General features: G+C 72.1%; 23 protein-coding genes. 9 read left to right on the top strand and 14 right to left on the bottom strand.

Annotated elements, in window-relative coordinates; all coding sequences use genetic code 11:
• Window positions 1-8: 8 nt before the first annotated feature.
• Entirely contained in the window at window positions 9-1,535 is a 1,527-nt protein-coding gene (locus tag AC5WRL_RS00870) for an MDR family MFS transporter (protein ID WP_496086785.1), read from the top strand.
• A 37-nt stretch (window positions 1,536-1,572) separates the two neighbouring features.
• Here the strand turns inward: AC5WRL_RS00870 and nhaC are convergent, their stop codons facing one another.
• On the bottom strand, window positions 1,573-2,991 hold the full coding sequence (gene nhaC, locus AC5WRL_RS00865) for a Na+/H+ antiporter NhaC (protein WP_496086256.1): 1,419 nt from the start codon (window positions 2,989-2,991) through the stop codon (window positions 1,573-1,575).
• A gap of 231 nt (window positions 2,992-3,222) precedes the next feature.
• Between nhaC and AC5WRL_RS00860 the strand changes: the two genes are divergently transcribed.
• The 3 genes from AC5WRL_RS00860 to AC5WRL_RS00850 all read left to right on the top strand — a co-directional run bounded on the left by AC5WRL_RS00860 (window position 3,223) and on the right by AC5WRL_RS00850 (window position 6,306).
• Window positions 3,223-4,161 (top strand): LysR family transcriptional regulator, encoded by a 939-nt coding sequence (locus AC5WRL_RS00860; RefSeq protein WP_496086255.1) that lies wholly within the window; start codon window positions 3,223-3,225, stop codon window positions 4,159-4,161.
• Between the two features lie 64 nt (window positions 4,162-4,225).
• Complete coding sequence (locus tag AC5WRL_RS00855) at window positions 4,226-5,554, top strand: flavin-containing monooxygenase (protein WP_496086254.1); 1,329 nt, start codon at window positions 4,226-4,228, stop codon at window positions 5,552-5,554.
• A complete protein-coding gene (locus tag AC5WRL_RS00850; protein ID WP_496086253.1) occupies window positions 5,551-6,306 on the top strand; it encodes an SDR family NAD(P)-dependent oxidoreductase in 756 nt (251 codons plus the stop codon). Before AC5WRL_RS00855 ends, AC5WRL_RS00850 begins: the two co-directional genes overlap by 4 nt.
• A gap of 60 nt (window positions 6,307-6,366) precedes the next feature.
• On the opposite strand, the gene AC5WRL_RS00845 is transcribed toward AC5WRL_RS00850, so the two are convergent.
• Both AC5WRL_RS00845 and AC5WRL_RS00840 read right to left on the bottom strand, forming a co-directional pair.
• On the bottom strand, window positions 6,367-6,624 hold the full coding sequence (locus AC5WRL_RS00845; RefSeq protein WP_496086252.1) for a DUF397 domain-containing protein: 258 nt from the start codon (window positions 6,622-6,624) through the stop codon (window positions 6,367-6,369).
• A 3-nt stretch (window positions 6,625-6,627) separates the two neighbouring features.
• A complete protein-coding gene (locus tag AC5WRL_RS00840; protein WP_496086251.1) occupies window positions 6,628-7,485 on the bottom strand; it encodes a Sco1979 family transcriptional regulator in 858 nt (285 codons plus the stop codon).
• A gap of 227 nt (window positions 7,486-7,712) precedes the next feature.
• On the opposite strand from AC5WRL_RS00840, the gene AC5WRL_RS00835 reads away from it, so the two are divergent.
• Together AC5WRL_RS00835 and AC5WRL_RS00830 are read left to right on the top strand one after the other, a co-directional pair.
• Window positions 7,713-8,174 carry an ATP-binding protein gene (locus tag AC5WRL_RS00835; RefSeq protein ID WP_496086250.1) on the top strand — a complete coding sequence of 154 codons (462 nt, stop codon included), beginning with the start codon at window positions 7,713-7,715 and terminating at the stop codon, window positions 8,172-8,174.
• 84 nt (window positions 8,175-8,258) lie between these two features.
• On the top strand, window positions 8,259-10,040 hold the full coding sequence (locus tag AC5WRL_RS00830; protein WP_496086249.1) for a VanW family protein: 1,782 nt from the start codon (window positions 8,259-8,261) through the stop codon (window positions 10,038-10,040).
• A 6-nt stretch (window positions 10,041-10,046) separates the two neighbouring features.
• Here the strand turns inward: AC5WRL_RS00830 and urtE are convergent, their stop codons facing one another.
• The 6 genes from urtE to AC5WRL_RS00800 form a co-directional block, all read right to left on the bottom strand.
• On the bottom strand, window positions 10,047-10,739 hold the full coding sequence (gene urtE / locus AC5WRL_RS00825; protein WP_496086784.1) for an urea ABC transporter ATP-binding subunit UrtE: 693 nt from the start codon (window positions 10,737-10,739) through the stop codon (window positions 10,047-10,049).
• Window positions 10,739-11,473, bottom strand: coding sequence for an urea ABC transporter ATP-binding protein UrtD (gene urtD / locus AC5WRL_RS00820; protein WP_496086248.1), 735 nt, complete (start codon window positions 11,471-11,473; stop codon window positions 10,739-10,741). The genes urtE and urtD overlap by 1 nt, the downstream gene beginning before the upstream one ends.
• Window positions 11,470-12,555 (bottom strand): urea ABC transporter permease subunit UrtC, encoded by a 1,086-nt coding sequence (gene urtC / locus AC5WRL_RS00815; protein ID WP_496086247.1) that lies wholly within the window; start codon window positions 12,553-12,555, stop codon window positions 11,470-11,472. Before urtC ends, urtD begins: the two co-directional genes overlap by 4 nt.
• On the bottom strand, window positions 12,552-13,448 hold the full coding sequence (urtB, locus tag AC5WRL_RS00810) for an urea ABC transporter permease subunit UrtB (protein WP_496086246.1): 897 nt from the start codon (window positions 13,446-13,448) through the stop codon (window positions 12,552-12,554). Before urtB ends, urtC begins: the two co-directional genes overlap by 4 nt.
• A complete protein-coding gene (gene urtA / locus AC5WRL_RS00805) occupies window positions 13,445-14,698 on the bottom strand; it encodes an urea ABC transporter substrate-binding protein (RefSeq protein ID WP_496086245.1) in 1,254 nt (417 codons plus the stop codon). Before urtA ends, urtB begins: the two co-directional genes overlap by 4 nt.
• Window positions 14,699-14,865: 167 nt before the next feature.
• A complete protein-coding gene (locus tag AC5WRL_RS00800) occupies window positions 14,866-15,960 on the bottom strand; it encodes a substrate-binding domain-containing protein (RefSeq protein ID WP_496086244.1) in 1,095 nt (364 codons plus the stop codon).
• A 55-nt stretch (window positions 15,961-16,015) separates the two neighbouring features.
• Here AC5WRL_RS00800 and AC5WRL_RS00795 point away from each other — a divergent pair, with 55 nt between their 5' ends.
• Window positions 16,016-16,471 carry a MarR family winged helix-turn-helix transcriptional regulator gene (locus AC5WRL_RS00795; RefSeq protein ID WP_496086243.1) on the top strand — a complete coding sequence of 152 codons (456 nt, stop codon included), beginning with the start codon at window positions 16,016-16,018 and terminating at the stop codon, window positions 16,469-16,471.
• Here the strand turns inward: AC5WRL_RS00795 and AC5WRL_RS00790 are convergent.
• The 5 genes from AC5WRL_RS00790 to AC5WRL_RS00770 all read right to left on the bottom strand — a co-directional run bounded on the left by AC5WRL_RS00790 (window position 16,428) and on the right by AC5WRL_RS00770 (window position 21,612).
• The gene (locus AC5WRL_RS00790) at window positions 16,428-17,255 is read right to left on the bottom strand and encodes a class I SAM-dependent methyltransferase (RefSeq protein ID WP_496086242.1); all 828 of its coding nucleotides are present in this window, start codon (window positions 17,253-17,255) and stop codon (window positions 16,428-16,430) included. The genes AC5WRL_RS00795 and AC5WRL_RS00790 overlap by 44 nt on opposite strands.
• Before the next feature lie 54 nt (window positions 17,256-17,309).
• Entirely contained in the window at window positions 17,310-17,618 is a 309-nt protein-coding gene (locus AC5WRL_RS00785) for a DUF6191 domain-containing protein (protein WP_496086241.1), read from the bottom strand.
• Window positions 17,609-18,736: a DUF2330 domain-containing protein gene (locus tag AC5WRL_RS00780; RefSeq protein WP_496086240.1), complete on the bottom strand. Its 1,128-nt coding sequence runs from the start codon at window positions 18,734-18,736 to the stop codon at window positions 17,609-17,611. The genes AC5WRL_RS00785 and AC5WRL_RS00780 overlap by 10 nt, the downstream gene beginning before the upstream one ends.
• Before the next feature lie 21 nt (window positions 18,737-18,757).
• Entirely contained in the window at window positions 18,758-20,410 is a 1,653-nt protein-coding gene (locus AC5WRL_RS00775) for an FAD-binding dehydrogenase (protein WP_496086239.1), read from the bottom strand.
• An 86-nt stretch (window positions 20,411-20,496) separates the two neighbouring features.
• The gene (locus AC5WRL_RS00770) at window positions 20,497-21,612 is read right to left on the bottom strand and encodes a PQQ-dependent sugar dehydrogenase (protein WP_496086238.1); all 1,116 of its coding nucleotides are present in this window, start codon (window positions 21,610-21,612) and stop codon (window positions 20,497-20,499) included.
• A gap of 136 nt (window positions 21,613-21,748) precedes the next feature.
• Here AC5WRL_RS00770 and AC5WRL_RS00765 point away from each other — a divergent pair, with 136 nt between their 5' ends.
• Together AC5WRL_RS00765 and AC5WRL_RS00760 are read left to right on the top strand one after the other, a co-directional pair.
• Window positions 21,749-22,213, top strand: coding sequence for a MaoC family dehydratase (locus AC5WRL_RS00765; protein ID WP_496086237.1), 465 nt, complete (start codon window positions 21,749-21,751; stop codon window positions 22,211-22,213).
• A gap of 165 nt (window positions 22,214-22,378) precedes the next feature.
• Window positions 22,379-23,698, top strand: a complete 1,320-nt coding sequence (locus AC5WRL_RS00760; protein WP_496086236.1) for an NsdA family TPR-like regulatory protein — start codon at window positions 22,379-22,381, stop codon at window positions 23,696-23,698.
• Window positions 23,699-23,742 lie beyond the last annotated feature (44 nt).

Raw genomic sequence — 23,742 nt, 5'->3', positions numbered from 1 at the left:
GCGCCGCCATGACGCACCGGGAGATCATGCGGGCGCTGTCCGGGCTGCTGCTCGGCATGTTCGCCGCGATCCTGTCCTCCACCATCGTCACCAACGCGCTGCCGCACATCATCGCCGACCTCGGCGGCGGCCAGAGCGCGTACACCTGGGTGATCACCGCGACCCTGCTGGCCATGACGGCGTCGATGCCGCTGTGGGGCAAGCTGGCCGACCTCTTCAACAAGAAGCTGCTGATCCAGCTGGCCCTGGTGATCTACATCAGCGGCTCGGTGATCGCCGGGCTCTCGCAGAACCCGGCGATGCTGATCTCCGTCCGGGTGGTTCAGGGCATCGGGGTCGGCGGGCTCGCCGCGCTGGCGCAGATCATCATGGCGGCCATGACCAGCCCGCGCGAGCGTGGCCGGTACGGCGGCTACTTCGGTGCCACCTTCGCCGCCGCCACCGTCTCCGGGCCGCTGATCGGCGGGGTCATCACCGACACCCCGGCGCTCGGCTGGCGCTGGTGCTTCTACATCGGGGTGCCGATAGCGGCGATCGCGCTGGTCGTGCTCCAGCGCACCCTCAAGCTGCCGGTGGTGCGCCGCAAGGTGCGCATCGACTGGCTGGGCGCGCTGCTGCTCTCCGGCGCGGTGTCGCTGCTGCTGATCTGGATCACGCTGGCCGGCGACTCCTACGCGTGGGCCTCGTGGCAGACGGCCGTCATGACCGGCGGCTCGGTAGTGCTGGCGCTGCTGTTCGTGGCGACCGAGTCGCGCGCGAGTGACCCGATCATGCCGCTGCGGCTGTTCCGGGACCGGACGATCACGCTGTCCTCGCTGGCCTCGCTGTTCGTCGGGATCGCGATGTTCAGCGGCACGGTGTTCTTCAGCCAGTACTTCCAGCTGGCGCGCGGCGAGTCCGCGACCATGTCCGGGATCATGACGATCCCGATGATCCTGGGTCTGTCCGTCTCCTCCACCGTCTCGGGGCGGCTGATCTCGCGCACCGGGCGGTGGAAGAGCTGGCTGATCGCGGGCGGGCTGCTGATCAGCGCCGGGATGCTGCTGCTTGGCACCATCCGGTACGACACCGCGTACGGTCAGGTCGCGCTCTACATGACACTGCTGGGGCTCGGCATCGGCATGATGATGCAGAACCTGGTGCTGGTCTCGCAGAACCAGGTGCAGCCGGCCGAGCTGGGCGCGGCCAGTTCGGTGGTGACCTTCTTCCGCTCCTTCGGCGGCGCGCTGGGCGTCTCGGCGCTGGGCGCGGTGCTCGCCAACCGGGTCAGCCACTACACGCTGGACGGGATGGCGCGGCTCGGCGTCGACCCGGCCGACGGGGCGGCCGGCGGCGGCGGAATCCCGGATCTGAGCCTGCTGCCGGATCCGCTGCGGGAGGTGCTGGAGACGGCGTACGGGCACGGGGTCGGGGATGTGTTCCTCTTCGGCGCCCCGGCGGCGGTGCTCGCCCTGGTGATCACCGTGTTCATCAAGGAGGTCGCGCTGCGCGGCAGCCAGAGCGCGCCGAGCGGCGGCGGGACCGCCTCCTCCTGACGGACGGGGTGCCGGGAGGAAGCGGTCCGGGTCGGAATCAGCCGGCGGAGCGGGCGGTGGCGGTGGCGGTGGCGGGTACGGCGGGGGCCGTCCGCTGCCCGTCCGGCTCGCCGCCGTTCTCCTCCGCCGGGGTCCGCACCGCGCGGGCGACCTTCCAGCCGGTGAGGGCGTACAGCAGCGAGAACGCCATCGACAGATAGACGAAGAAGTAGAACGGCAGATAGCTCAGGGTGGACACCCCCAGCACCCCGGCGACGAAGACCCCGCCGCTGGACCAGGGGAACACCGGGTCGTTGGCGGTGCCGGAGTCCTCCAGGATCCGGGAGAGGTTCTTCGGGTCCAGGCCGAACCTGTGGTACAGCGGCAGCAGCAGCGAGCCGGACATCACGGCGGCGAAGCTGAACGAGCCGCCGAGCGCCACCAGTGCGGGCACCAGGAAGATGCTGGTCACCATGAGCCGGCGCGGGGTGGTGATCCAGCGCAGCGCGGGGGTGATCAGCGCCAGCAGCATGCCGGAGCCGGTGAGCAGCCCGGCCATTCCGATGGCGAACAGGAACAGCGCCACCATGCTCATCATCGAGATGATGCCGCCGCCGGACACCAGGGAGTCCACGGTCGCGGTGCCGGTCTCCAGAACGAAGCCGTTGTAGAGGACGGACAGCGTGTCGCTGACCGAGGAGCCCTGGTAGAGGACGGCGACCAGGGCGCCGGCCAGCGCTCCGATGAAGATCGAGGGCCAGGCCGGTTTGCGCATCAGCAGCAGGACGAGCACCACGATGATCGGCAGGAACGCCGGCAGCCCGAGGTGGAAGTTCTCCGCGAGCGCGGCGTTGATCGCCTCGGCCTCGGCGGTGGATCCCGCGCCGTGCGAGGTGGTCAGGCCCAGCACCGTGAAGATGCCGCCGCACAGCACGATGGTGGGGATGGTGGTCCAGGTCAGATGCCGGATGTGGCTGGTGAGGTCGGTGCCCACCAGAGCGGCGTTCAGGTTGGTGGAGTCGGAGAACGGGGACATCTTGTCGCCGAAGTAGGCACCGCACACGATGGCGCCGGCGGTCATCGCCACCGGGTAACCCATCCCCTCCCCCACGCCCATCATCGCGACGCCGACCGTGCCGATGGTGCCCCAGGAGGTGCCGGTGGCCATCGACGCGAGAATACAGAGCAGCAGGGTGGTGGGCAGGAACAGCTGCGGAGAGAGCACCGACAGGCCCAGATGAACGAGAGCGGGGATGGTGCCGGATTCCGCCCAGGCGCCGATGAGCGCACCCACCGCCACCAGAATCATGATCAGGCCGAGCACACTGCGGATCGCACGGAAAGCGAAATTCTCGGTCTCCTCGAAGCTGTGGCCCAGCCTCATCACCAGCGGAACCAGCGCGATCATGGAAATGAACAGCAGCAGCTGGATATCCGCGTCGAATCCCAGGGATCCGACGAGAAGTATTGCGACCACGATAAGCACCGAGCAGGCCGCATAGCCGAATCCCGGTTGTTTCGCGGTGGACGCCGTCGCCGGTTCCCCGGAGGTCTGCGTACTCATAACAGGCACCACTTTCGCTTTCCGCACCCGGGGGTGGGTTACAAACAAATTAACGGGTGGGGTGACTTTGATAGACCGGTACGCTACGGGCAGCCTGGCCCCCGGCACAGTCTCAATCCACAGCGCTTCCTCAAGGGATCACCTATGGCACAGCCGACCCTGATGCAGTTGAGCTACTTTCTGGCGGCCGTCGGCCATGGCTCCTTCTCCGCCGCCGCCGATGCCCTGCACATCGCCCAGCCGAGCCTGTCCGAACAGATCAGACGACTCGAACACACCCTGGGCGTCGTGCTGTTCACCCGCACCAACCGCCGGCTCCAGCTCACCGACGCCGGCCGTACGCTGCTGCCGCACGCCGAACGCACCCTCGCCGATGTCCGCGAGCTGAGCCAGGCGGTCCGGGAGGTGCGCACCCTGTCCGGCGGCACCGTCTCCTTCGGCACCTTCAACAGCGCGCACCTGTATCTCCTCACGCCGCTCATCCGCGACTTCCACGAGCAGTACCCGCAGGTGCAGGTGCGGGTGGTCGGGCTGAACTCCTCCGAGGTCGCCGACGCGGTGCGGGCCGGCGAACTGGAGGCCGGCCTGGTGCAACTGCCGATCAAGGACCACGGACTGTCGGTGGGACAGCCGGTGCTCACCGACACCGTGGTGTACGTGAGCGCCGACCCCCGGCGGGCCGCCGTCCCGGTCGGCATCGAGGCGCTGGCCGCCGCCCCGCTGGTGCTGTCGGAGGCCCGCTGGGAGGACGCGGACCCGCTGCGCCGGGCGCTGACCGAGCGGGCCCAGCGAGCCGGGGTGACGCTGCGCCCGTACGCCGAGGTGGAGTTCCAGACGCACGCGGTGGAGCTGGCCGCGCACGGGGTCGGCGACGCGCTCGTGTCCTATCTGGTGGCCCGCTCCCAGGGGTACACCCGGCGGCTGCACTGGGCGCAGCTGGATCCGCCGGTGGAGGAGCACTTCGCGTTCATCACCCGGTCCGGGGGCGCGCTGTCCCCGGCGACCCGGATGTTCATGAAGATCGCGCACAAGCACATCGCGGCGCTCCAGCGGCGCGCCAGGCGGGGACTGGCCCAAGGCTGAGGCTATCGGTGGTGTTGTGAATCAAGTATTTACCGGAGGTGGACGCTGTCGTGATACTCCGCACATGGGAACTATTCACCGACAGCGGGTGTGCGTCATCGGCGCCGGGGCCGCCGGGCTTGAGGCCCTGCGGGTGCTGCGGGCCGAGGGCCTTGAGGTGGACTGCTTCGAGCGCACCGGGCGTGTGGGCGGCCACTGGCACACCGACTACGAGGCACTGCACCTGATCACGCCGCGCGACAGCTCCGGCTTCGAGGGCGCCCCGATGCCCGCCCACTATCCGCTCTTCCCCAGCCGCGACCAGGTGCGGGACTATCTGGAGGGCTTCGCCGAGCGCGAGGGGCTGCTCCCGCACATCAGCCTCGACACCGAGATCACCGGGGTACGGCAGGCGCCGGCCGAGGCCGGCGGGCGGTGGACGGTGAGCACGGCGGACGGGACGGACCGTACGTACGACGCCGTCGTGGTCGCCAACGGCCACCACTGGGACCCCAGGCTTCCGAAGGCGGCGGCCGACTTCGCGGGCCGTTCACTGCACTCCAGCGAGTACCGCAACACCCGCGACATCGACGGCGAGCGGGTCCTGGTGGTCGGCTCGGGCAACTCGGGCTGCGATCTCGCCGTGGACGCCGCCAACGCCCGGCTGGCCACCGACATCTCGGTGCGCAACGGGCATGTCTTCCAGCCCAAGACCTTCTTCGGCCGCCCGCGCAACGAACTGCCGCTGGTGCCGAGGCTGCCGGGGCGGCTGGCCGAACGGGTGACCCGCACCCTGGTGAAGATCTCGGTGGGCACCGCCGACCGCTACCCCGGGCTGCCCACCCCGGCCACCGAGAACCTCAACGAGCAACTGCCGGTGGTCAACGAGCTGCTGCTGTACTGGATCCAGCACGGCCGGATCGCGGTCCGCCCCGGCATCGAGGCGATCGAGGGCCGCACCGTGCTCTTCACGGACGGCAGCCGCCGCGCCTACGACACGGTGCTGTGGGCCACCGGGTTCCGGGTCAGCCTGCCGTTCCTGCCGCAGGGGCTGCTGGAGTGGCGGGGTGGAGCACCGTCGCGCACGGCCGCGCTGACCGTGCCGACCGGGGTGCCGGGACTGTACTTCGTCGGCCTCGCCAGTCCGCGCGGGCCGCAGTTCCCGGTGTTCTCGGCGCAGTCGAAGCTGATCGCCCGGCTGATCGGGCTGTCGCAGCGCCTCGGCGGCCGGCTGGCCCGGCCGCTGCCGGACGTACTGGAGCGCCGGTTCGGCGCCGACGACCGCATCGACATCCTGCGGCCGGTGTGGACCGAGCAGTTGCGGCGGGCGAACCGGTTCCTGGACGAGCTGGAACGGGGCGCCGCCGCGCGCGGCATCGCCGCACCGGCCGAGCAGAGCAGCGCCGTCCGATGAGCGACGACATCGCCGACATGAACGAAATGAAGGAGACAACCGTGGACAAGGCCGTACTGGTGACCGGGGCCGCCAGCGGGATGGGGCAGTCGGTGGCCCGCCGGTTCGCCGCCGGCGGCTGGCAGGTGCTGGCGGTGGACCGGGACGCGGCGGCGCTGGCCGCCGGGGCGCGGGAGGTGGGTGAGTCGTACCGCCCGCTGACCGCCGATGTCACCGACCGGGCCGGGCTCCAGCAGGGGCTGATCGGCGCCCTGGGCGCCGTCCCGCTGCGCGCGGTGGTGAACGCGGCCGGCATCTACCCGCCCACCCGGCTCGATGACTTCACCGAGGAGCTGTACCGGCGGATCTTCGATGTCAATGTGCTCGGCACGCTCAACGTGACGGCGGTGACCACCCCGCTGCTCGCGGCGGCCGGCGGCGGCGCGGTGGTGAACTTCGCCTCGGTGGACGCCTTCGCGGTCTCCCCGGGCCAGCTGCTGTACAGCGCGTCGAAGGCGGCGGTGGTCTCGCTGACCAAGTCCCTCGCCATCGAGCTGGCCCCGGACAACATCACGGTCAACGCGGTGGCCCCCGGCTGGGTGGACACCCCGGGCAACGCGGCCACCGGGCGGATGGCACACGTGGCGGAGGGCATCCCGCTCAAGCGGGTGGCGCGGCCGGAGGAGATCGCCGACTGGGTGTGGGCCCTGGTGCACGGCGGCTATGTGACGGGCGAATCCCTGGTCATCGCCGGCGGCTCCGTCATGCGGTGACACCTGCCGCCGCCGGGACGACGGGGCGCGGCCGGCCGGCCGCGCCCCGTTCCGTACGCGTCAGGTCAGCAGGAAGTCCGCTTCCCCGTGCTTCGCGCCGCGGATGAAGGTCTCTATCTCGTGCGGGGTGTAGATCAGCGCCGGGCCCTCGGGGTCGGTGGACTGGCGCAGCGCCACCCGGCCGTCGGCCAGCTTCATGGCTTCCACGCAGTTGCCGCCGTTGGTACCGCTCCAGGGCTTCCGCCAGCCCGCGTTGCCGAGCTCCTTGGCGGGCATCCCGTTGTAGATGTGGGGGTGAGGAGAGGGCGTTTTACCCATGAGTCACAGCTCCTTGCGAATCTCACCGAGGATGGCCACGGTGTCCTGTACAGACGCGGCCTGCGCGCCCATGCGGTCCAGCACCTCCAGGTAGGCGATGGTGTCGGGCCGTTCATCGTGGTACACCGCGCCGGTGAGGCTTTCGGTGTAGATGATGTCCGGCAGCTCCGGGATCTCGAATCGGAACAGCTGGAAGGGCCCGAACATGCCGGGGTGGGGGCCGGCGCTGAACGGCATGATCTGGAGGGTCACGTTCGGCAGGGACGTGATCTTCAGCAGATGGTCGATCTGTTCCCGCATCACGGCGGGGTCGGGCAGCCGCCGGTGGAGTACCTGCTCCTCCATCACGGCCCACAGCAGCGGCGGTCTGGTCCGGGTGAGCAGGTCCGCGCGCTCCATGCGCAGCGCGACCCGGCGGTCCAGCTCCTCCTCGCTGCCGTGCGGGAAGCCGGTCCGCAGCAGCGCGCGGGCATATGCGGGCGTTTGCAGCAGGCCGGGGACACAGTGCGGTTCGTAGGAGCGGATGAGCCGGGCCTCGCCCTCCAGCGAGACATAGAGGCTGAACCAGTCGGGCAGCACATCGCGGAAGTTGTGCCACCAGCCGGGCTGGTTGGCCTCTTCCACCAGGACGAGAAAGGCGTCCGCCTCCGCGCCGCCGACCCCGTACCGCTCCAGCAGGGCCTTGACGTACAGCGGCTTGAGGCCGACCTCCGCCTTCTCCATGCGGCGCACGGTGGTGGTGTTGACGCTCAGCGCCTTGGCGGCGTCGCCGAAGGAACAGCCGGCTCGCTCACGCAGGTCCCGGAGGCGCAGACCCAGGACGATCTGTCCCACGGTCGGCCCCGAGCGCGCTTCCGCCACGGTGTTCTCCTTCAGCGCCCTGTTTGCCACGCCTTGTTGTTGTACGCAACGCGACCGGTCCCGGTCCTTTGGGCGTAAGTGTGCCACAGCGGTAATGGCATCGACAGAGATCGCTTCGCGTTCTGCGAATCGCAGAACTCCCCTTGCGCTCTGCGCACATCACCGCGCATAGTGAACACGTGACCCGGCTCACGCTGGCTTCGGATCCACGGAAGGCGCATCCGCTCGTGTTTTCATCCCCCCGCACGACGCCGCTCCCGGTCTCGCTCCCGTCCCCCGCCGCGCCCCCGGCGGACCCGCCGGGAGAGAGATTCGAGCTGCCGTCCCGCCCGGCCTCGGTCGCCGCCGCGCGCGAGGTGGTGCGGCACCGGCTGACCGGCTGGGGAGTGGAGCGGGACCTGGTCGACACCGCGCGCCTGATCATCTCCGAGCTGGTCACCAACGCCCTGCTGCACACCGACAGCGATCGCATCGTGTGCCGCGTCGAGCGCCGGGGCCGCCAGCTGCGCATCGAGGTCGCCGACCAGGGCCCGGGCCTCGCGGCCGGCACCCCGCGCTCCGGCCCCGCCGACCCGGACGCCGAGGGCGGGCGCGGACTGCTGCTGCTGGACGCGATGGCCGCCCGGTGGGGCGTGATCTCCCCCGACCAGGGAGCGGGCTGTACGGTCTGGGCGGAAATCGCCCCCTGATCCGGGGCCGGGCCGTTTTGCTAGTGTCCCTGGCGTCAGTGGCCCCATCCGGGGCGCCCGTCAGCGCAGCCATCGGGGAGATCCGTGTCGTACTCCATACCCCCGCCGCCGGCCCAGCCCCCCACGGTGCACCGACGGGGCATCGGGCGGCGGCTCGCGGCCATTCCCCGGCCGGTGCTGATCAGCGGTGTCGCCTTCGTGGCGCTGACGGCGGCCGGGGTCACCGGGTATCTGCTGGTGGGCGACGGCATCGCCGAGGGCACCACCGTACGGGGCGTGGAGATCGGCGGGCTCTCCGCGCAGGAGGCCCGCGAGAAGCTGGAACGTGAGCTGGGGGCGCTGGGCAGCGCCCCGCTGACCGTCGTCATCGGCGAGGACGTGGACGGCGCCGGGGCCGACGTCCACGAGCTGGATCCGGCCACCGCCGGGCTGTCGCTGGACTTCGAGGCGACCGTCGCCCGGGCGGGCAACCCGTCGCTGCTGGACCGCGTCATGGGGCGGCGCGGCGGCGAGATCGAGCTGGTGGTCCACCAGGACGAGGACGCGGGCCGTGCGGCGCTCACCGAACTGGCGGACGGCTCCGACCGCACCGTCCGCGAGGGCGCCATCACCTTCGCCGGCGGGGAACCCGAGGTCACCGAACCGCGCGCCGGGGTGGCGCTGGACGTGGAACGCTCACTGGGCCGGCTGCGGGAGGGCTACCCCGCGCCGGACGGCGCCGAGCCGGACCCGGTGCCGCTGCCCGTGGAGCGGGCCGAGCCGCTCACCGGGGAGCGGGAGATCGAGCGGGCGCTGCGCGAGTACGCCGAGCCGGCGATGTCGGGACCGGTGCTGCTGACCGCCGGGGAGCACACCCTCACCATCTCCACCGCACTCATCGGCGACCACCTCACCCTGACCGCCGACGACAGCGGCGCCCTGGCCCCTCAGTTCGACGGGGCCGCACTGAGCGCGGACGAGCGGCTCGACGAGCAGCTGGCTGCCGCCGGGACGGAGCCGGTGGAGGCGACGCTGCGGCTGGACGGCGGCCAGGTGGTGGCTTCCAGCCCCGGCAGCGTCGGCAGCAAGGTGGACCGCGAGGCGATCGGCCCGGCCGTGGAGCCGCTGCTGTTCGCGGCCGGCGAGGCGGCCCGTACGGCGGCGGTGGCCACCGAGGAGGTGCGGCCCACGATCAGCCCGGCCACCTACAAGGACCTGGGGATCGTGGAGGAGATGTCCTCCTTCACCGTGAACTTCGAGCCCGCCCCGTACCGCATCACCAACATCGGGCGGGCGGCCGAGCTGATCAACAGCTCGGTGGTGGCGCCGGATCAGGAGTGGAGCTTCAACCGCACGGTCGGCGAGCGCACCGAGGAGAACGGCTTCGTCGAGGGGATCATCATCCTCGACGACCAGTACACCACCGCCCAGGGCGGCGGGGTCTCGGCGGTGGCCACCACCATGTTCAACGCCATGTTCTTCGCCGGGGTCAAACCGGTGGAGTACGGGGCGCACTCGTTCTACATCGAGCGCTATCCGGAGGGCCGCGAGGCCACGGTCGCCTGGGGCAGCCTGGACCTGCGGTTCCTCAACGACTCCGGCCACACCATCTACATCCTGGCCTCCGCCACCGACTCCTCGGTGACCATCACCTTCCTGGGCACCAAGCGCTACGACGAGGTCCGTTCGGAGACCGGCCCGCGCACCAACATCAAGGAGCCGGGCAGCCGCGAGGGCGCGGAGGGCGACGAGTGCGTCCCGCAGCCCCCGCTGGAGGGCTTCGACGTGGAGGTGAACCGGATCTTCATCAACGACGGCACGGAGGCCGGCCGCGAGTCGTACCGGACGACGTATGTGCCGCGCGACGAGGTCCTGTGTGAGGGCTGACCCCCCTCATACCCGCAGGGCCTCCCGTACGGTCTGCTCCGCGTTGTCCCGCCCGGTGCCGGAAGAGGTGATGCGGCCGGCCTCCAGGACGGCGTAGTGGTGGGCGGCGCGGAGGGCGAAGCCGATGTGCTGCTCCACCAGCAGTACGGACAGGCCGCCCCGGCGGCTCAGTTCGATGACGGTGCGCTGGATCTCCGCCACCACGGAGGGCTGGATGCCCTCCGTGGGCTCGTCCAGGAGCAGCAGCCGGGGGCGGGTGATCAGCGCGCGGGCGATGGCGAGTTGCTGGCGCTGGCCGCCGGAGAGCAGGCCGGCCCGGCGGGTGGCCAGCGGGCGGAGCGCGGGGAAGAGGTCCAGCGCCTCGGCGAGCGCCGCCCGGCCGTCCTTGCGGCGGTCGGCGACCAGCCGCAGATTCTCCAGCGCGGTCAGCTGCGGGAAGCTCTGCTGGCCCTGCGGTACGTACGCCATGCCACGCCGTACCCGCTGGTGGGCGGGGAGCCGGGTGATGTCCTCGCCGTCGAACCACACCCGGCCGGCCTGGGGTTTGAGCAGGCCGAGCGCGGCGCGCAGCAGGGTGGATTTGCCGGCCCCGTTGTGGCCGAGGACGGCGGTCACCGTGTCGTCCGGGACGTCGAGGGAGACGCCGTGCAGGACGCGGCTGCGGTCGTAGCCGGCCGAGATGTCGTCGATGCGCAGCATCATGCCTCCACCGGCTCGCCGAGGTAGACCTCTTGGACCTTCGGGTCGGCCTGGACCTCGGCGACGGTGCCCTGGCTCAGGACCCGGCCGGCGTGCAGCACGGTGACGCTGCGGGCGACGGCGCGCAGGAAGTCCATGTCGTGTTCGATGACGACGACGGTGCGGTCGGTGGCGACGCGGCGCAGGAGTTCGCCGGTGGCCTCGCGTTCGGGGTGGCTCATGCCGGCCACCGGCTCGTCCAGCAGGAGCAGTTGGACGTTCTGGACGAGCAGCATGCCGATCTCCAGCCACTGTTTCTGGCCGTGGGCGAGGGCGCCGGCGGGCCGGTCGCGGTGGGCGGTGAGGCCGGTGGTCTCCAGGGCGGCGGCCACCGCCTCCGGGGTGTGCCGGCGCTGCCGCAGCAGGGTGCGTACGGGGCGGGTGGCGCCGGCCGCGATGTCCAGGTTCTGGAGGACGGTGAGCTGTTCGAAGACGGTGGCGGTCTGGAAGGTGCGGCCGATGCCGAGCCGGGCGATGCGGTGGACGGGGCGGCCCAGGAGTTCCCGGCCGGCGAAGCGGACCGAGCCGGTGGCGGGGGCGAGGCCGGTGACGGCGTCGACGAGGGTGGTCTTGCCGGCGCCGTTGGGGCCGATGAGGAAGCGCAGATCGCCGCTTTCGATGTCGAGGTCGACGCCGTCGACGGCGGTGAAGCCGTCGAAGGTGACCCGCAGGTTCCGGATGGTGAGCGCGGTCACGCGGGGGCTCCTTCCGCTGCTGCTGGGGTTCGGGCCGGGGTGCGGGTACGGCGGCGGGTGAGGTGGTGCCGCAGGGAGGCGAGGCCCCCGGGGAGGAAGGCGATGACGAGGATGAACAGTCCGGCCTGGAAGTAGGTCCAGGCGGCGGGGAATTCCTCGGAGAGGGTGGTCTGGGCCCAGGCCACGGCGACGGCGCCGAGCGCGGCCCCGGCGAGTGAGGCCCGGCCGCCGATGGCGGCGCCGATGACGAACTGGATGGAGGGCACGATGCCGATCAGCGCCGGGGAGATGATGCCGACCGCCGGGACGAACAGCGCCCCGGCCAGCCCGGCCAGTCCGGCGGACCCGACATAGGCGGCGAGTTTGACCAGCGCCGGGTCGTAGCCGAGGAACCTGACCCGCTCCTCGGAGTCCCGTACCGCGACCAGGAGTTCCCCGTATCGCGACCGGAACAGCTGGCGGGTGAGCAGCAGGACGGCCAGCAGCGTGCCGGCGATGACGAAGTACACCATCCGCTTGTTGAGCGGGTCGGCGAGGGCGAAGCCGAAGAAGCCCTGGAAGTTGGTGAGTCCGTTGGTGCCGCCGGTGGTGGCCTGCTGGCCGATCAGGAGGATGGCGAAGGCGGCGGCCAGCGCCTGGCTGAGGATGGCGAAGTAGGCGCCGCGCACCCGGCGGCGGAAGACGAGGAAGCCGATGAGGGCGGCCACCGTCATGGGCAGGATCAGCACGGCGGCCAGCGCGAACACCGGGGAGCGGAAGGGCTCCCACCACCAGGGGAGTTCGCCGCCGGTGCCGTACAGCAGCATGAAGTCGGGGAGTCCGCCGGGCCCGGCGTCGGCGAGCTTGAGGTGCATGGCCATCGCGTAGCCGCCGAGTCCGAAGAACAGGCCCTGGCCGAGGGTGAGCATGCCGCCGCGGCCCCAGGCCAGCGCGATGCCGACGGCGACGATGGCGAAGCACAGGTAGCGGGCGAGGAGGGAGAGCCGGAAGTCGGTGAGGACGGCGGGGGCGACGGCGAACAGCAGCACGGCGGTGAGCGTGAAGCCGGCCAGGGTGAGCAGGCGGGTTCGGGTGTCGGTCATGCCAGGCTCCGGGTGCGTACGGTGGCGATGCCCTGGGGCCGCCACTGGAGGAAGCCGACGATGGCGATCAGCACCGTGACCTTGGCGATGGACAGGGTGGTGGAGTATTCGACGATCGCTTGCAGCACGCCGAGGGCGAAGGCGGCGATGACGGCGCCGCGCAGCCGGCCGATGCCGCCGACGACGACCACCAGGAAGGCGTCGATGATGATGTTGGTGCCCATGGCGGGGCCGATGGGGCCGATCAGGGTGAGCGCCACGCCGGCGACTCCGGCGAGGCCGGAGCCGATGAAGAAGGTGAGCCGGTCGACGCGGGCGGTGGCGATGCCGGAGGCTTCGGCGAGTTCGCGGTGCTGGACGACGGCGCGGATGCGGCGGCCGAGCGGGGTGAGCCGCAGGGTGAGGGCGAGCGCGAGGACGGCGGCGACGGCCAGGGTGAGGATGAACAGCCGGGCGTGCGAGAGGGTGAGCGGGTGCGCGCCGCCGAACAGGGTGATCCGGCCGGTGAGCCATTCGGGCGCCCTGGTCTGGACGTTGGGGGCGCCGAAGATGTCCCGGGCGAGTTGCTGGAGCAGCAGCGAGACGCCCCAGGTGACCAGCAGGGTGTCGAGCGGCCGGGCGTACAGCCGCCGGATCAGGGCCCATTCGAGGAGTGCGCCCATGGCCCCGGCCACCGCGAAGGCGGCCGGGAGGGCGAGCAGCAGGGAGAGGCCGGCGTCGGTGAGATGCTGTTGCAGGACGTATGTGACATACGCCCCGATCATGATGAATTCTCCGTGTGCCATATTGACGACCCCCATCTGACCGAAGGTCAGGGAGAGGCCGAGGGCGATCAGCAGCAGCACGGCGCCGATGCTGATGCCGGTGAAGGACTGGCTGAGGAGGACGGTCATCGGGCCAGGCCCTCGGCCCAGTCGTACTCCTTGAGGTAGGGGTCGGGCTTGATGGGCTGCTCGGAGGTCCAGATCTCGGAGATGGTGCCGTCGGCCTCGACGCGGCCGATGCGGTTGGTCTTGTGGAGGTGCTGGGTGGCGCCGTCGATGGTGACGGTGCCCTCGGGGGCGTCGAAGGTGATGCCGTCGGCGGCGGCGCGGACGTCGGCGACCTCGAAGGAGCCGGCCTTCTCCACCATTTCCTTCCACAGGTACACGGAGGTGTAGGCGGCCTCCATCGGGTCGGAGGTGGGCTTGTCGGCGCCGTACTTGTCCTGGTAGGCGGCCACGAAGGTGTCGTTGGCGGCGCCTTCGGTGGTCTGGTAGTAGTTCCAGGAGGTCAGTTGGCCGGTGAGGTACTGGGTGCCGATGCCCTTGACCTCTTCCTCGGCGATGGAGACGGACAGCACGGGCATGGTGTCGGCGGTGAGCCCGGCCGCGTCGTACTCCTTGAAGAAGGAGACGTTGCTGTCGCCGTTGAGGGTGTTGAAGACGGCGTCGGCGCCGGCCGCCTCGACCTTGTTGGCGATGGTGGCGAACTCGGTGGAGCCCAGTGGGGCGTAGTCCTCGCCGAGGATCTCGATGCCGTGGGCTTCGGCGTAGGCGTCGATGATCTTGTTGGCGGTGCGCGGGAAGACGTAGTCGCTGCCGACGAGGTAGAGGGATTCGACGCCTTGTTCGCGCAGATAGTCCAGGGCGGGCACGATCTGCTGGTTGGTGGTGGCGCCGGTGTAGAAGATGTTGGGCGACTGCTCAAGTCCCTCGTACTGCACGGGGTAGAAGAGGAGTGAGCCGTTCTGCTCGAAGACCGGGAGTACGGCCTTGCGGCTGGCGGAGGTCCAGCAGCCGAAGACGGCGGCGACCTGGTCCTGCTGGATGAGTTTGCCGGCCTTCTCGGCGAAGGTGGGCCAGTCGGAGGCGCCGTCCTCGCCGATGGGCTCGATCCGCTTGCCGAGGACGCCGCCATCGGCGTTGATCTCCTCGATGGCGAGCAGCAGGGCGTCGCGTACGGTCACCTCGCTGATGGCCATGGTGCCGGAGAGCGAGTTGAGCAGGCCGACCTTGATGGTGTCGCCGGAGGTGTCGATGGTGGCGGTGGCCGGGCCGGTCGCGTTCTCCTCCCCGGTGCGGGCGCCGCAGCCGCTGAGGGCGGCGGCGGTGGTCAGGGCCAGTACGGATGAGGCCAGGCGGTATCCCCGGGCTGTCGGCATCGCGGTTCCTCCTCGGCCCCGGTGTCAGGGCCTGCACGGTCAGGAAGGTGTCGCCGGGCCGCGCCGCCCGGCGAGGGCATGCCACAGCTTCGGAGGGGGCTGTTTCCGGGGAATGTCACCTCCATTAATACTTCCGTCCGGAAGTATTAATGCGCGGTCGGTGGCGGTCAGTTGCTCCAGGCGTCCAGATCGGCCGTCACACGGAAGTCGAGGCCGGCCGCCTCGGCGAGATAGATCCGCTGCTGTACGTGCCGGCCGGTGAGCCGCAGGATGCCCCGGGCGCCCTCGTAACTGACCTCGTCCGCCGTGCCCTCGATGGCCGGCACCGCCCAGGACCCGGCCCGGGCGATCAGCGCCGCCAGCAGCAGCACGCCCTCGTAGCAGGACTCCCCCAGCGAGCTGGGCGCGGGCGCGGCCGGGCCGAAGCGGGCGGCGTACCGGCCGTGGAAGTCCAGGGTGTCGGCGGTGGCCAGCGCGCCGAAGAACCCGGCCGTGGCCAGCAGTCCCCGGGTGCCGGCCACTCCGGAGGCGACCAGCATGTTCTCGTCCATGAGGGTGGAGAGCCGCAGCGCCCGCTGGTCCAGGGCGGCGGCGCCGAAGGCCCGGTTGAAGCGGACCGCGTCGCTGCCGACCAGCAGCATCAGCACGGCGTCCGCCTCGCTGTGCTCGATCCGGCGCAGCGTGGCGGCGAAGTCGTCGGTACCCAGCGGGAGATAGCTCTCGCCGCAGATGGTCCCGCCCGAGGTGCGGGCGTAGTGGTGGGCGGCGCGGGCGGTGCGCCGGGGCCAGACGTAGTCGTTGCCGACCACGTACCAGCGGCGCACCTTGTGCTCGGCGGCCAGCAGCCGCATGGCGGGGCGCAGTTGTCCGCCCGGGGTCTCACTGGTGAGGTAGACGCCGGTGGTGTTCTCGCCGCCCTCGTACAGCGCGGTGTAGACGTACGGGACCCGGTGGGCGATCAGCGGGGCGAGGGCCTGGCGCACCGAGGAGATGTGCCAGCCGGTGACGCCCTGCACGGCGCCCGCGCCGACCAGGGCGCCCACCTCGGCGGCGACCCGGTGCGGGGGCGCGCCGCCGTCCACGGTGATCAGCCGCAGCGCGCGGCCCATGACTCCGCCGGCCGCGTTGACCTCCTCGGCGGCGAGTTCGGCGCACAGTTCGCAGCCGGGGCCGAAGATCCCGGCCGGGCCCTGGCGGGGCACGACGAGGGCGACACCGAGGGTGTCGGTGGCGGCGGGGGTGAGGGGTTCCCGGTACGTCACCCGGCCATCATGGCGCGGTTTGTAGGATGGTCGCTCCACAGGCCCGAGGAGCGAGATGCCCGCTGATGATCTGGCCACGCTGCTCACCCGTGCCGAACGGCTCGCGGTGCGCCGGCTGCGTACCGTACTGGAGGGCACCGGCTGCACGGTGGACGCCTGGCGGGTGCTGTCGCTGCTGGCGGACGGCGCGGGCCACGGCATGACGGCGATCGCCGACCGCGTCCTGCTGCCGCCGGCCACGCTGACCCGGCTGGTGGATCAGCTGGTGGACGACGGCCTGGTGCACCGCCGGGTGGACCCGCTGGACCGGCGCCGGGTGCTGGCCGCGCTGACCCCGCGCGGTACGGAGCGGTGGCGGCAACTGCACGGCCTGGTGAGCGCCGGTGGCCCCGAACTGCCGGGCGACGGTGGGGACGGGGAGTTGCTGGCCGAGCTGCTGGGCCGGCTGGTCGCCCGGCTGGAGGAGGTCAGCGGGGCACCGGCTGCTTCACGGCTCTCAGCGAGTACATGAGGGGCAGCCGGGGGTGGCCGGCCGGGAAGCGGTACCCGCCGTGCCCGTCCTCCTCCAGCACCGGATAGCGCCGGAAGAGGATGTTCTCGCGCTCCGTCAGCAGTTCGATCCGCAGCCCGGCGGCGGCGAGAGCGGTGATCACGCTGCCCAGCGGGTGCTGCCACTGCACGCTCGCGGTGCTGGTCAGCGGCGGGCCGTCGGTGTAGGTGTGCGGCTCGTCGTAGAGCTCGCCGCCGGTGGCGAAGTAGTCGTGGGTGAGGGTCCGGCCGTCGGCTCCGAGGGTGTCGCCGAGCGGATGGAACTCCACGAGATACAGCCGCCCGCCGTCGCGCAGCAGCGAGGCGACCACGGCGGCCCAGCGCGGCAGATCGGGCAGCCACACCAGCGAGCCGATGCCGGTGTAGACGATGTCGTAGGTCTCCTCGCCGAGGGCGGCCCGGGCCTCGTACACATCGGAGACCACGAAGCGGGACCGGTCGGCGAGCCCGGTGTCGGCGGCGAGTGAGCGGGCGGTACGGATCGCCTCGGCGGAGAAGTCCAGGCCGGTGACGTGGGCGCCGTACCGGGCCCAGGAGAGGGTGTCCAGGCCGAGATGGCACTGGAGGTGCAGCAGCCGCTTGCCGGTCACTTCGCCGAGCTCGGCGCGCTCGTACTCCCGCAGGGTGCAGGCGCCGTCCCGGAAGCCGGGCAGATCGTAGTACGCGCTGGCCGCGTGGACGGCGACCCGGTCGTTCCAGTTGTCCCGGTTGATCCGGGCCCACTCCACCTCGTTGTCAGCGGCCATGCCCGCGACCGTACCGGCCGTACGGCACGCGCGCGGGGAATTTCCGGCGCGGGGTCAGCCCGGGAGGCGGACCCGGGCGGTGCCGGCCGTGAGGTCCACCTCCGTGCCGGGCGGGGCACCGTCCCCGGCCTCGTCGCGCAGCAGGGCCATCGTCTGGCGCTGGGACAGCTCGTGTTCCTTTCCGGGCAGCAGCGAGACATGCAGCATCTCGAAGCCGGTGGCCGAGACCCGGCCGGTGCGGGTGCCGGTGCGCCAGGGCAGCAGCCCCGCGCGGCCGGCGCGCAGCAGCAGGTGGTCGGCGAACGCCACCCCGGTCAGCACGATGACCAGTCCTGGCAGGGTCATGAACAGAATCAGGTCCACCACGGCTCCTTCCGCCGCCGCCACCTTCGCACGGCCACCGCCGCCGGGGCCAGGGCCAGGAGCGCCACGGCGGCGGCGGTCAGCTGCCAGGCGGGGACGCCGAACCAGTGCAGCAGCCGGTCGGTGTGGTGGACGCGGCGGAACTCGGTGTCCTCGGCCGTGCGGCGCAGCAGATGGTCGCCCTCGATCAGGCCGGGCTGCGGGAACTCCTGGCGGATGGCGGTGAGAAAGGCGTCCTGGCCGGCCAGGTCGCGCAGCGGTCCGGGGGCGGGGGTGAGCGGGCCGGCGAAGATGATCTCCGGCTGGTCGCCGCCGATGGTGGACTGCGGCTCCATGCGGTGGTCGGACAGCACGTAGAGGGTGAGGAGTTGTTCGGTGGCGGCGAGCCGGGACAGCCGCATGGGGTAGACGAGTTCGTCGGAGGCGAAGGTGAGGCTGATGGGGTCGAGCGTCCCGCCCAGCACCACGTCCGCGTCCGGGTCCGCGCCCTGGGCGGCGGCGTCCGGGGCGAGCCGGAGCGCCACGTACTCCCAGTTCAGCTCGGTGTAGGGGGTGAGTTCGGCGGCCATGTCCTCGGGGAGGGCGAAACCGTTGGCGTGCAGCCAGTCCTCCAGGGCGCCGGGGTCGGTGGCGGTCAGCCGGGCCACGTCGAAGGGGCCGAGCCGCTCCCTGCTGATCACCGCCACGGGTGGTACGGAAGGCGTTCCCGGACCTGCGCCGGTGCCGGCCGCCGCGTCGCGCCCGTCGTCGCCGCGCGGCCAGTCGCCGGGGCGCGGCCAGAAGTAGTGCCGGTCGCGGTACTCGGGTGCGGCGGCGGACCACAGTTCGTCGAAGAGTGCCGGGTCGCCGAGGGTGACCTCGGCGCGGCTGGGCACCGGCATGATCCAGGCGGCCTCGGCGGCGTCGCCGCCCACGGTCAGGCTCATGACGATCTGTTCGGTCGCGCCGTCCCAGCGCACCGCCGAGGTCTCGCGCTGGACGGTGAGTCGCTGCCCGGGTCCGGTGACCATGCCGCCGCAGCCGCAGGCGTACGCGGGCCAGGAGAGGGCGGCGAGTTGTGTCACCAGCAGGAGCAGCAGCAGGACCGGCAGGGTCGGCTTACGGGCCGTGACGCGCATCGTTCCCCCCTGGGTGGATGGCTACAGGCTGCGGGCCGCCGCGCGGCCGGCCGCGCGGCCGGAGAACAGGCAGCCGCCCAGGAACGTCCCCTCCAGGGAGCGGTAGCCGTGCATCCCGCCGCCGCCGAAGCCGGCCGCCTCGCCCGCCGCGTAGAGCCCCGGCAGTGGCTCGCCGTCCGCGCCGAGCACCCGGCCGCCGAGGTCGGTGAGCAGTCCGCCGAGGGTCTTGCGGGTGAGCAGGTTGAGCCGGACGGCGATCAGCGGTCCGGCCTTGGGGTCGAGCAGCCGGTGCGGGGCGGCCACTCGGATCAGTTTGTCGCCGAGATAGCGGCGGGCCCCGCGAACGGCGGTGAGCTGGAGGTCCTTGCTGAACGGGTTGCCGATCTCCCGGTCCCGGGCCTCGATTTCGCGGCGCAGCAGGGCCTCGTCGATCAGCCCGTCGCCGGTGACGGCGTTCATGCCACGGGCCAGGGCCGCCGGGTCGCGTTCGACGACGAAGTCGGCGCCGTGCTCCAGGAAGGCGCGGACCGGGGCGGGGGCCCCGGAGCGGGCGCGGCCGAGCACCTGGCGGACGCTCTTGCCCGTGAGGTCCGGGTTCTGTTCGGAGCCGGAGAGGGCGAATTCCTTCTCGATGATGCGCTGGGTGAGTACGAACCAGGTGTGTTCGTGCCCGGTGCGCATGATGTGTTCGAGGGTGCCGAGGGTGTCGAAGCCGGGGAAGAGCGGCACCGGCAGCCGTTTGCCGGTGGCGTCCAGCCACAGCGAGGAGGGTCCCGGCAGGATGCGGATGCCGTGTCGCGCCCACACCGGGCTCCAGTTGTGGATGCCTTCGGTGTAGTGCCACATCCGGTCGCGGTTGATGAGGCGGGCACCGGCGCGTTCGGCGATGCCGAGCATCAGGCCGTCGACGTGGGCGGGCACGCCGGTGAGCATCCGGCGCGGGGCGGTGCCGAGCCGCTGCGGCCAGTGGGCGCGTACCAGTTCGGGGTTGCCGCCGATGCCGCCGGTGGTGATGATCACGGCCTGGGCGCGCAGTTCGAAGGCGCCGGCCACCTCGCGGCTGCTGGCGACGCCGCGCGGGGCGGTGTCGGGGGTGAGGACCTCGCCGGTGACGGTGTCCACGGTGCGGTCGGTGGTGGCCAGCCCGGTGACCCGGTGCCGGAAGCGCAGCTCGACGCGGCCGGCGGCGACGGCGTCCCTGACGCGGCGTTCGAAGGGGGCGACCAGCCCGGGTCCGGTGCCCCAGGTGAGGTGGAAGCGGGGTACGGAGTTGCCGGGTCCGCCGGCGTCGCCGCCGCCGCGTTCGGCCCAGCCGACGACGGGGAAGAAGCGCACCCCGTGCCCGTGCAGCCAGGCGCGCTTCTCCCCCGCGGCGAACTCGGTGTAGGCCCGGGCCCAGCGGCGGGGCCACGCGTCCTCGGGGCGGTCGAAGCCGGCCGTGCCCTGCCAGTCCTGCCAGGCGAGTTCGCGGCTGTCGCGGATGCGCAGCCGGCGCTGCTCGGGGGAGTTGACGAGGAAGAGGCCGCCGAAGGACCAGTGGGCCTGGCCGCCCAGGGATGCCTCGGGTTCCTGGTCGAGGAGGATCACGGTGCGGCCGGCCGAGGCCAGTTCGGCGGTGGCGACCAGTCCGGCGAGGCCGGCTCCGATCACGATCACATCGGCGTCGTACGCCATGCCTGCCCCGCCCCATCGCCTCGGCGTTGTCCTGCCCTCAGATCTTGGGTGCCGGGCGGGCCGCCGTCAACCTTCGTCGCGCCGCTCTACCGGAGGGTGACGCGGTGGACGGCGTCGGCGCCGGGGCCGTTGGAGCCGGACAGCCACAGGGCGTCGCCGGTGGGGGTGGTGAGGACGGTGCGGAGCCGGCCGAGCTGCCCCTGGTAGTACGCCTGGGGGGTGCCGGTGTCGGTGCCGTCCAGCGGGATGCGCCACAGCCGCTGGCCGCGCAGGGCGGCCATGTAGAGGGCGCCGTCGGCGTGGGCGAGGCCGCTGGGTGATGCCTCGGCGGTGCTCCACGTCTCCTTGGGGTCGGTGAATCCGGGGCGTCCGCAGGCGCCTTCGCACGCGGGCCAGCCGTAGTTGTTGCCGGGTTCGATGAGGTTGAGTTCGTCCCAGGTGTTCTGGCCGAGTTCGGCCGACCACAGCCGTCCCTCGTCGTCCCAGGCCAGGCCCTGCGGGTTGCGGTGGCCGAGGCTGTAGACGGGGGTGCCGAAGGGGTTGCCGGGGGCGGGGGCGCCGGTGGTGGTGATCCGCAGGATCTTGCCTTCGAGGGCGTCCGGGTTCTGGGCGAGCTGCGGGTTGGCGGCGTCGCCGGTGGTGGCGTAGAGGTGGCCGTCGGGTCCGAAGGCGAGCCGGCCGCCGTTGTGGATGGCGGCCTTGGCGATGCCGGTGAGGAGGGGCCGGTAGCCGCCGAGGGTGGTGCCGTCCCAGGTGAGGCGGGCGATGCGGTTGTCGGTGGCGGCGGTGTGGAAGACGTACAGGGTGCGGTCGGTGGCGAAGCCCGGGGAGACGGCGAGGCCGAGCAGCCCGCCCTCGCCGCCGTGCACCACGTTCGGGACGGTGCCCAGGACGGTACGGGTGCCGTCGGGGGTGAGGTGCACGATGCGGTGGGTGTCGCGTTCGGTGTAGAGGGCGGAGCCGTCCGGGAGCCAGTCGGCGCCCCAGGGCAGTGACCAGCCGGTGGACAGCTGCTCCAGGCCGGCGGGCGTGCTCTGCGCGGCCGGGGTGGCGGCGGGGGTGCTGGTGACGGGTGCCGGGCCGGGCCCGGGTGCGGTGTCGGGGGTGTCGGTGGCGCAGGCGGTGCCGGTGCTCAGCAGCGCGGCGGCGAGCGCCGTGACGGCTGTGGCGGCGATGGTGGTCCGGGCGCGCTCAGCACGCATGGAATCTCCCATGTCCTTTGAGAACAGTGTCGGTTGAACCACCCCCACAGCGCTTTCGATCAGATCACCGGGTTGCGGGGGCGTCAATGGGGCCGGGCCGTTGACAGTGCCGTGCGCCGGTCAGCATGCTGGGCGGATGGCGGAGCCGCGGATCTTTGCGTCGGTGGGTGAACTGCGGGCGGCGGTCGGCGCCCACTTGGGCACCAGCGACTGGCTGGAAATCGACCAACGGCGGATCGATCTGTTCGCCGAGGCGACCGGCGATCATCAGTGGATCCATGTGGATCCGGCGCGGGCAGCGGACGGCCCGTTCGGCTCGACCGTGGCGCACGGCTATCTCACCCTCGCGCTGCTGCCCGAGTTCGTCCGCCGGCTGATCCGGGTGGACGGCGCCCGGCTCGCCGTCAACTACGGGGTGAACCGGGTGCGGTTCCCGGCCCCGGTGCCGGTGGGCTCGCGGGTGCGGGGCACGGCCGGGATCCATGAGGTGGTGGAGGTGCCCGGGGGCGGGGTGCAGCTGACGCTCACGGTGACGGTGGAGCGGGAGGGCGGGCACAAGCCGGTGTGTGTGGCGGAGACGGTCAGCAGATATTTCCTCTGATCAGTTGATCAGTGGCCCGCACGGGTCCACCGCCGCGCGCCCCTCTCCTGGGTGACCCGGCACGGAAATTCTTACCCCATCGTGTGATAGTGGGTCAGATCCGGGCGTTCCCGCGCGCCGATGCGCCCCTGCCACCCGTGCCCCCGCTGTGAGACCAAAGAAGGCATGACGGAACAGCGCGGCCCCAACGACCAGCTGCGAGCCCTGCTGCGGGAGGCCGGCTGGACCCAGGCGGAGCTGGCCCGCGCGGTCAACGCCCTCGGCGCCGAGACCGGCACCCCGCTGCGGTACGACCGCACCGCCGTGGCCCACTGGCTCTCCGGCACCCAGCCCCGGCACCCCGTACCGCAGCTGATCGCCGAGGCGCTGTCCCGGCGTACCGGGCGGTCCGTCACGGTGCGCGCCGCCGGCTTCCCGGGCGGGCCGCCGCCGGAAGCCGCCGGCCCCGTACCCCGGTTCGCCGCGCTGTGCCGCACCGACGCGGACGGCGGGCGGCGCGCCGCGCTGCTGCGGCAGCGGCCCTACCGGCTGGCGGACGCCGCCGTACCGCAGCCGGTGCCCATCCCGCGGCCGGCCCCGCCGGCCGGCCCCGGCGCCGAGCCGGCCCGGGCGCTGCACGAGGCGGCGGTGTTCTTCGCCGCGGCGATGCGCTCGTACGGCGGGCGGCACGCGCGCGGCGCGCTCGCGGTCCATCTCGCCGAGGATGTGACCCCGCTGCTGGCCACCGCGCGCCCCGAGCCGCTGACCGGGGCCGCCCGGCTGGCGTTCCTGCTGGCCAGGATGTACGAGGACGGGCAGCGGCACGGGCTGGCGCAGCGGTACTTCACCAGTGCGCACCAGCTGGCCGGCGAGGCGGGCGACCGCGTCACCTGGAGCGTGGTGCTGCGGGCGATGAGCGGGCAGGCGCTGCGGCTCGGCCAGCTGCCCTGCGCGCTGCGGCTGGCCGAGGCCGCCGCCCGCGCCGCCCGGTGGGCCCCGCCGGCGCCGCAGTCGTACGTCCAGGCGCAGCTCGGCGTCGTACTGGCCCGCTGCGGGGACCGGCGTGGCGCGCTCAGGGCCCTGGCGCGGGCGGAGTACGCGGGGCAGCGCGCGCAGGAGTACGGGCCGGGGGCCGGCGGCCCTTTCGACAGCTACTCGGGGGCCGGGCTGCTGTACCAGACCTCGCTGGCGCTGGAGGCGCTGGGCGATCTGCCGGGTGCGCGGGAGGTGCTGCGCCGGGCGGTGGCCGAGCGGCCGGCCGGTGATGTCCGGGGCCATGCGCTCACCCTGGCGAGATATGGCCAACTGCTGCTGCGCGCAGGGCAGCTGGAGGAGGCGTGCGGGGCGTGGGAGGCGCTGCTGACCGGCCGGGAGCGGCTGCGCTCGGGCGACGTGGAGCGTGCGCTCCACGACATGCGCCGCGCCCTGCGCCCCTACCGGGGCCGTCCGCAGGCGGCGCGGCTGCTCGCCCGTTCGTGGGGGCCGGCCGGGGAGGGGGGATTCTGAACAAAGGTTTCACCGCCGGAAGTCGCGCGGGTCGTTGACTTGCC

The sequence above is a fragment of the Streptomyces sp. NTD107 genome, assembly GCF_059510435.1.
This window is presented reverse-complemented; position numbering and strand designations above follow the sequence as displayed.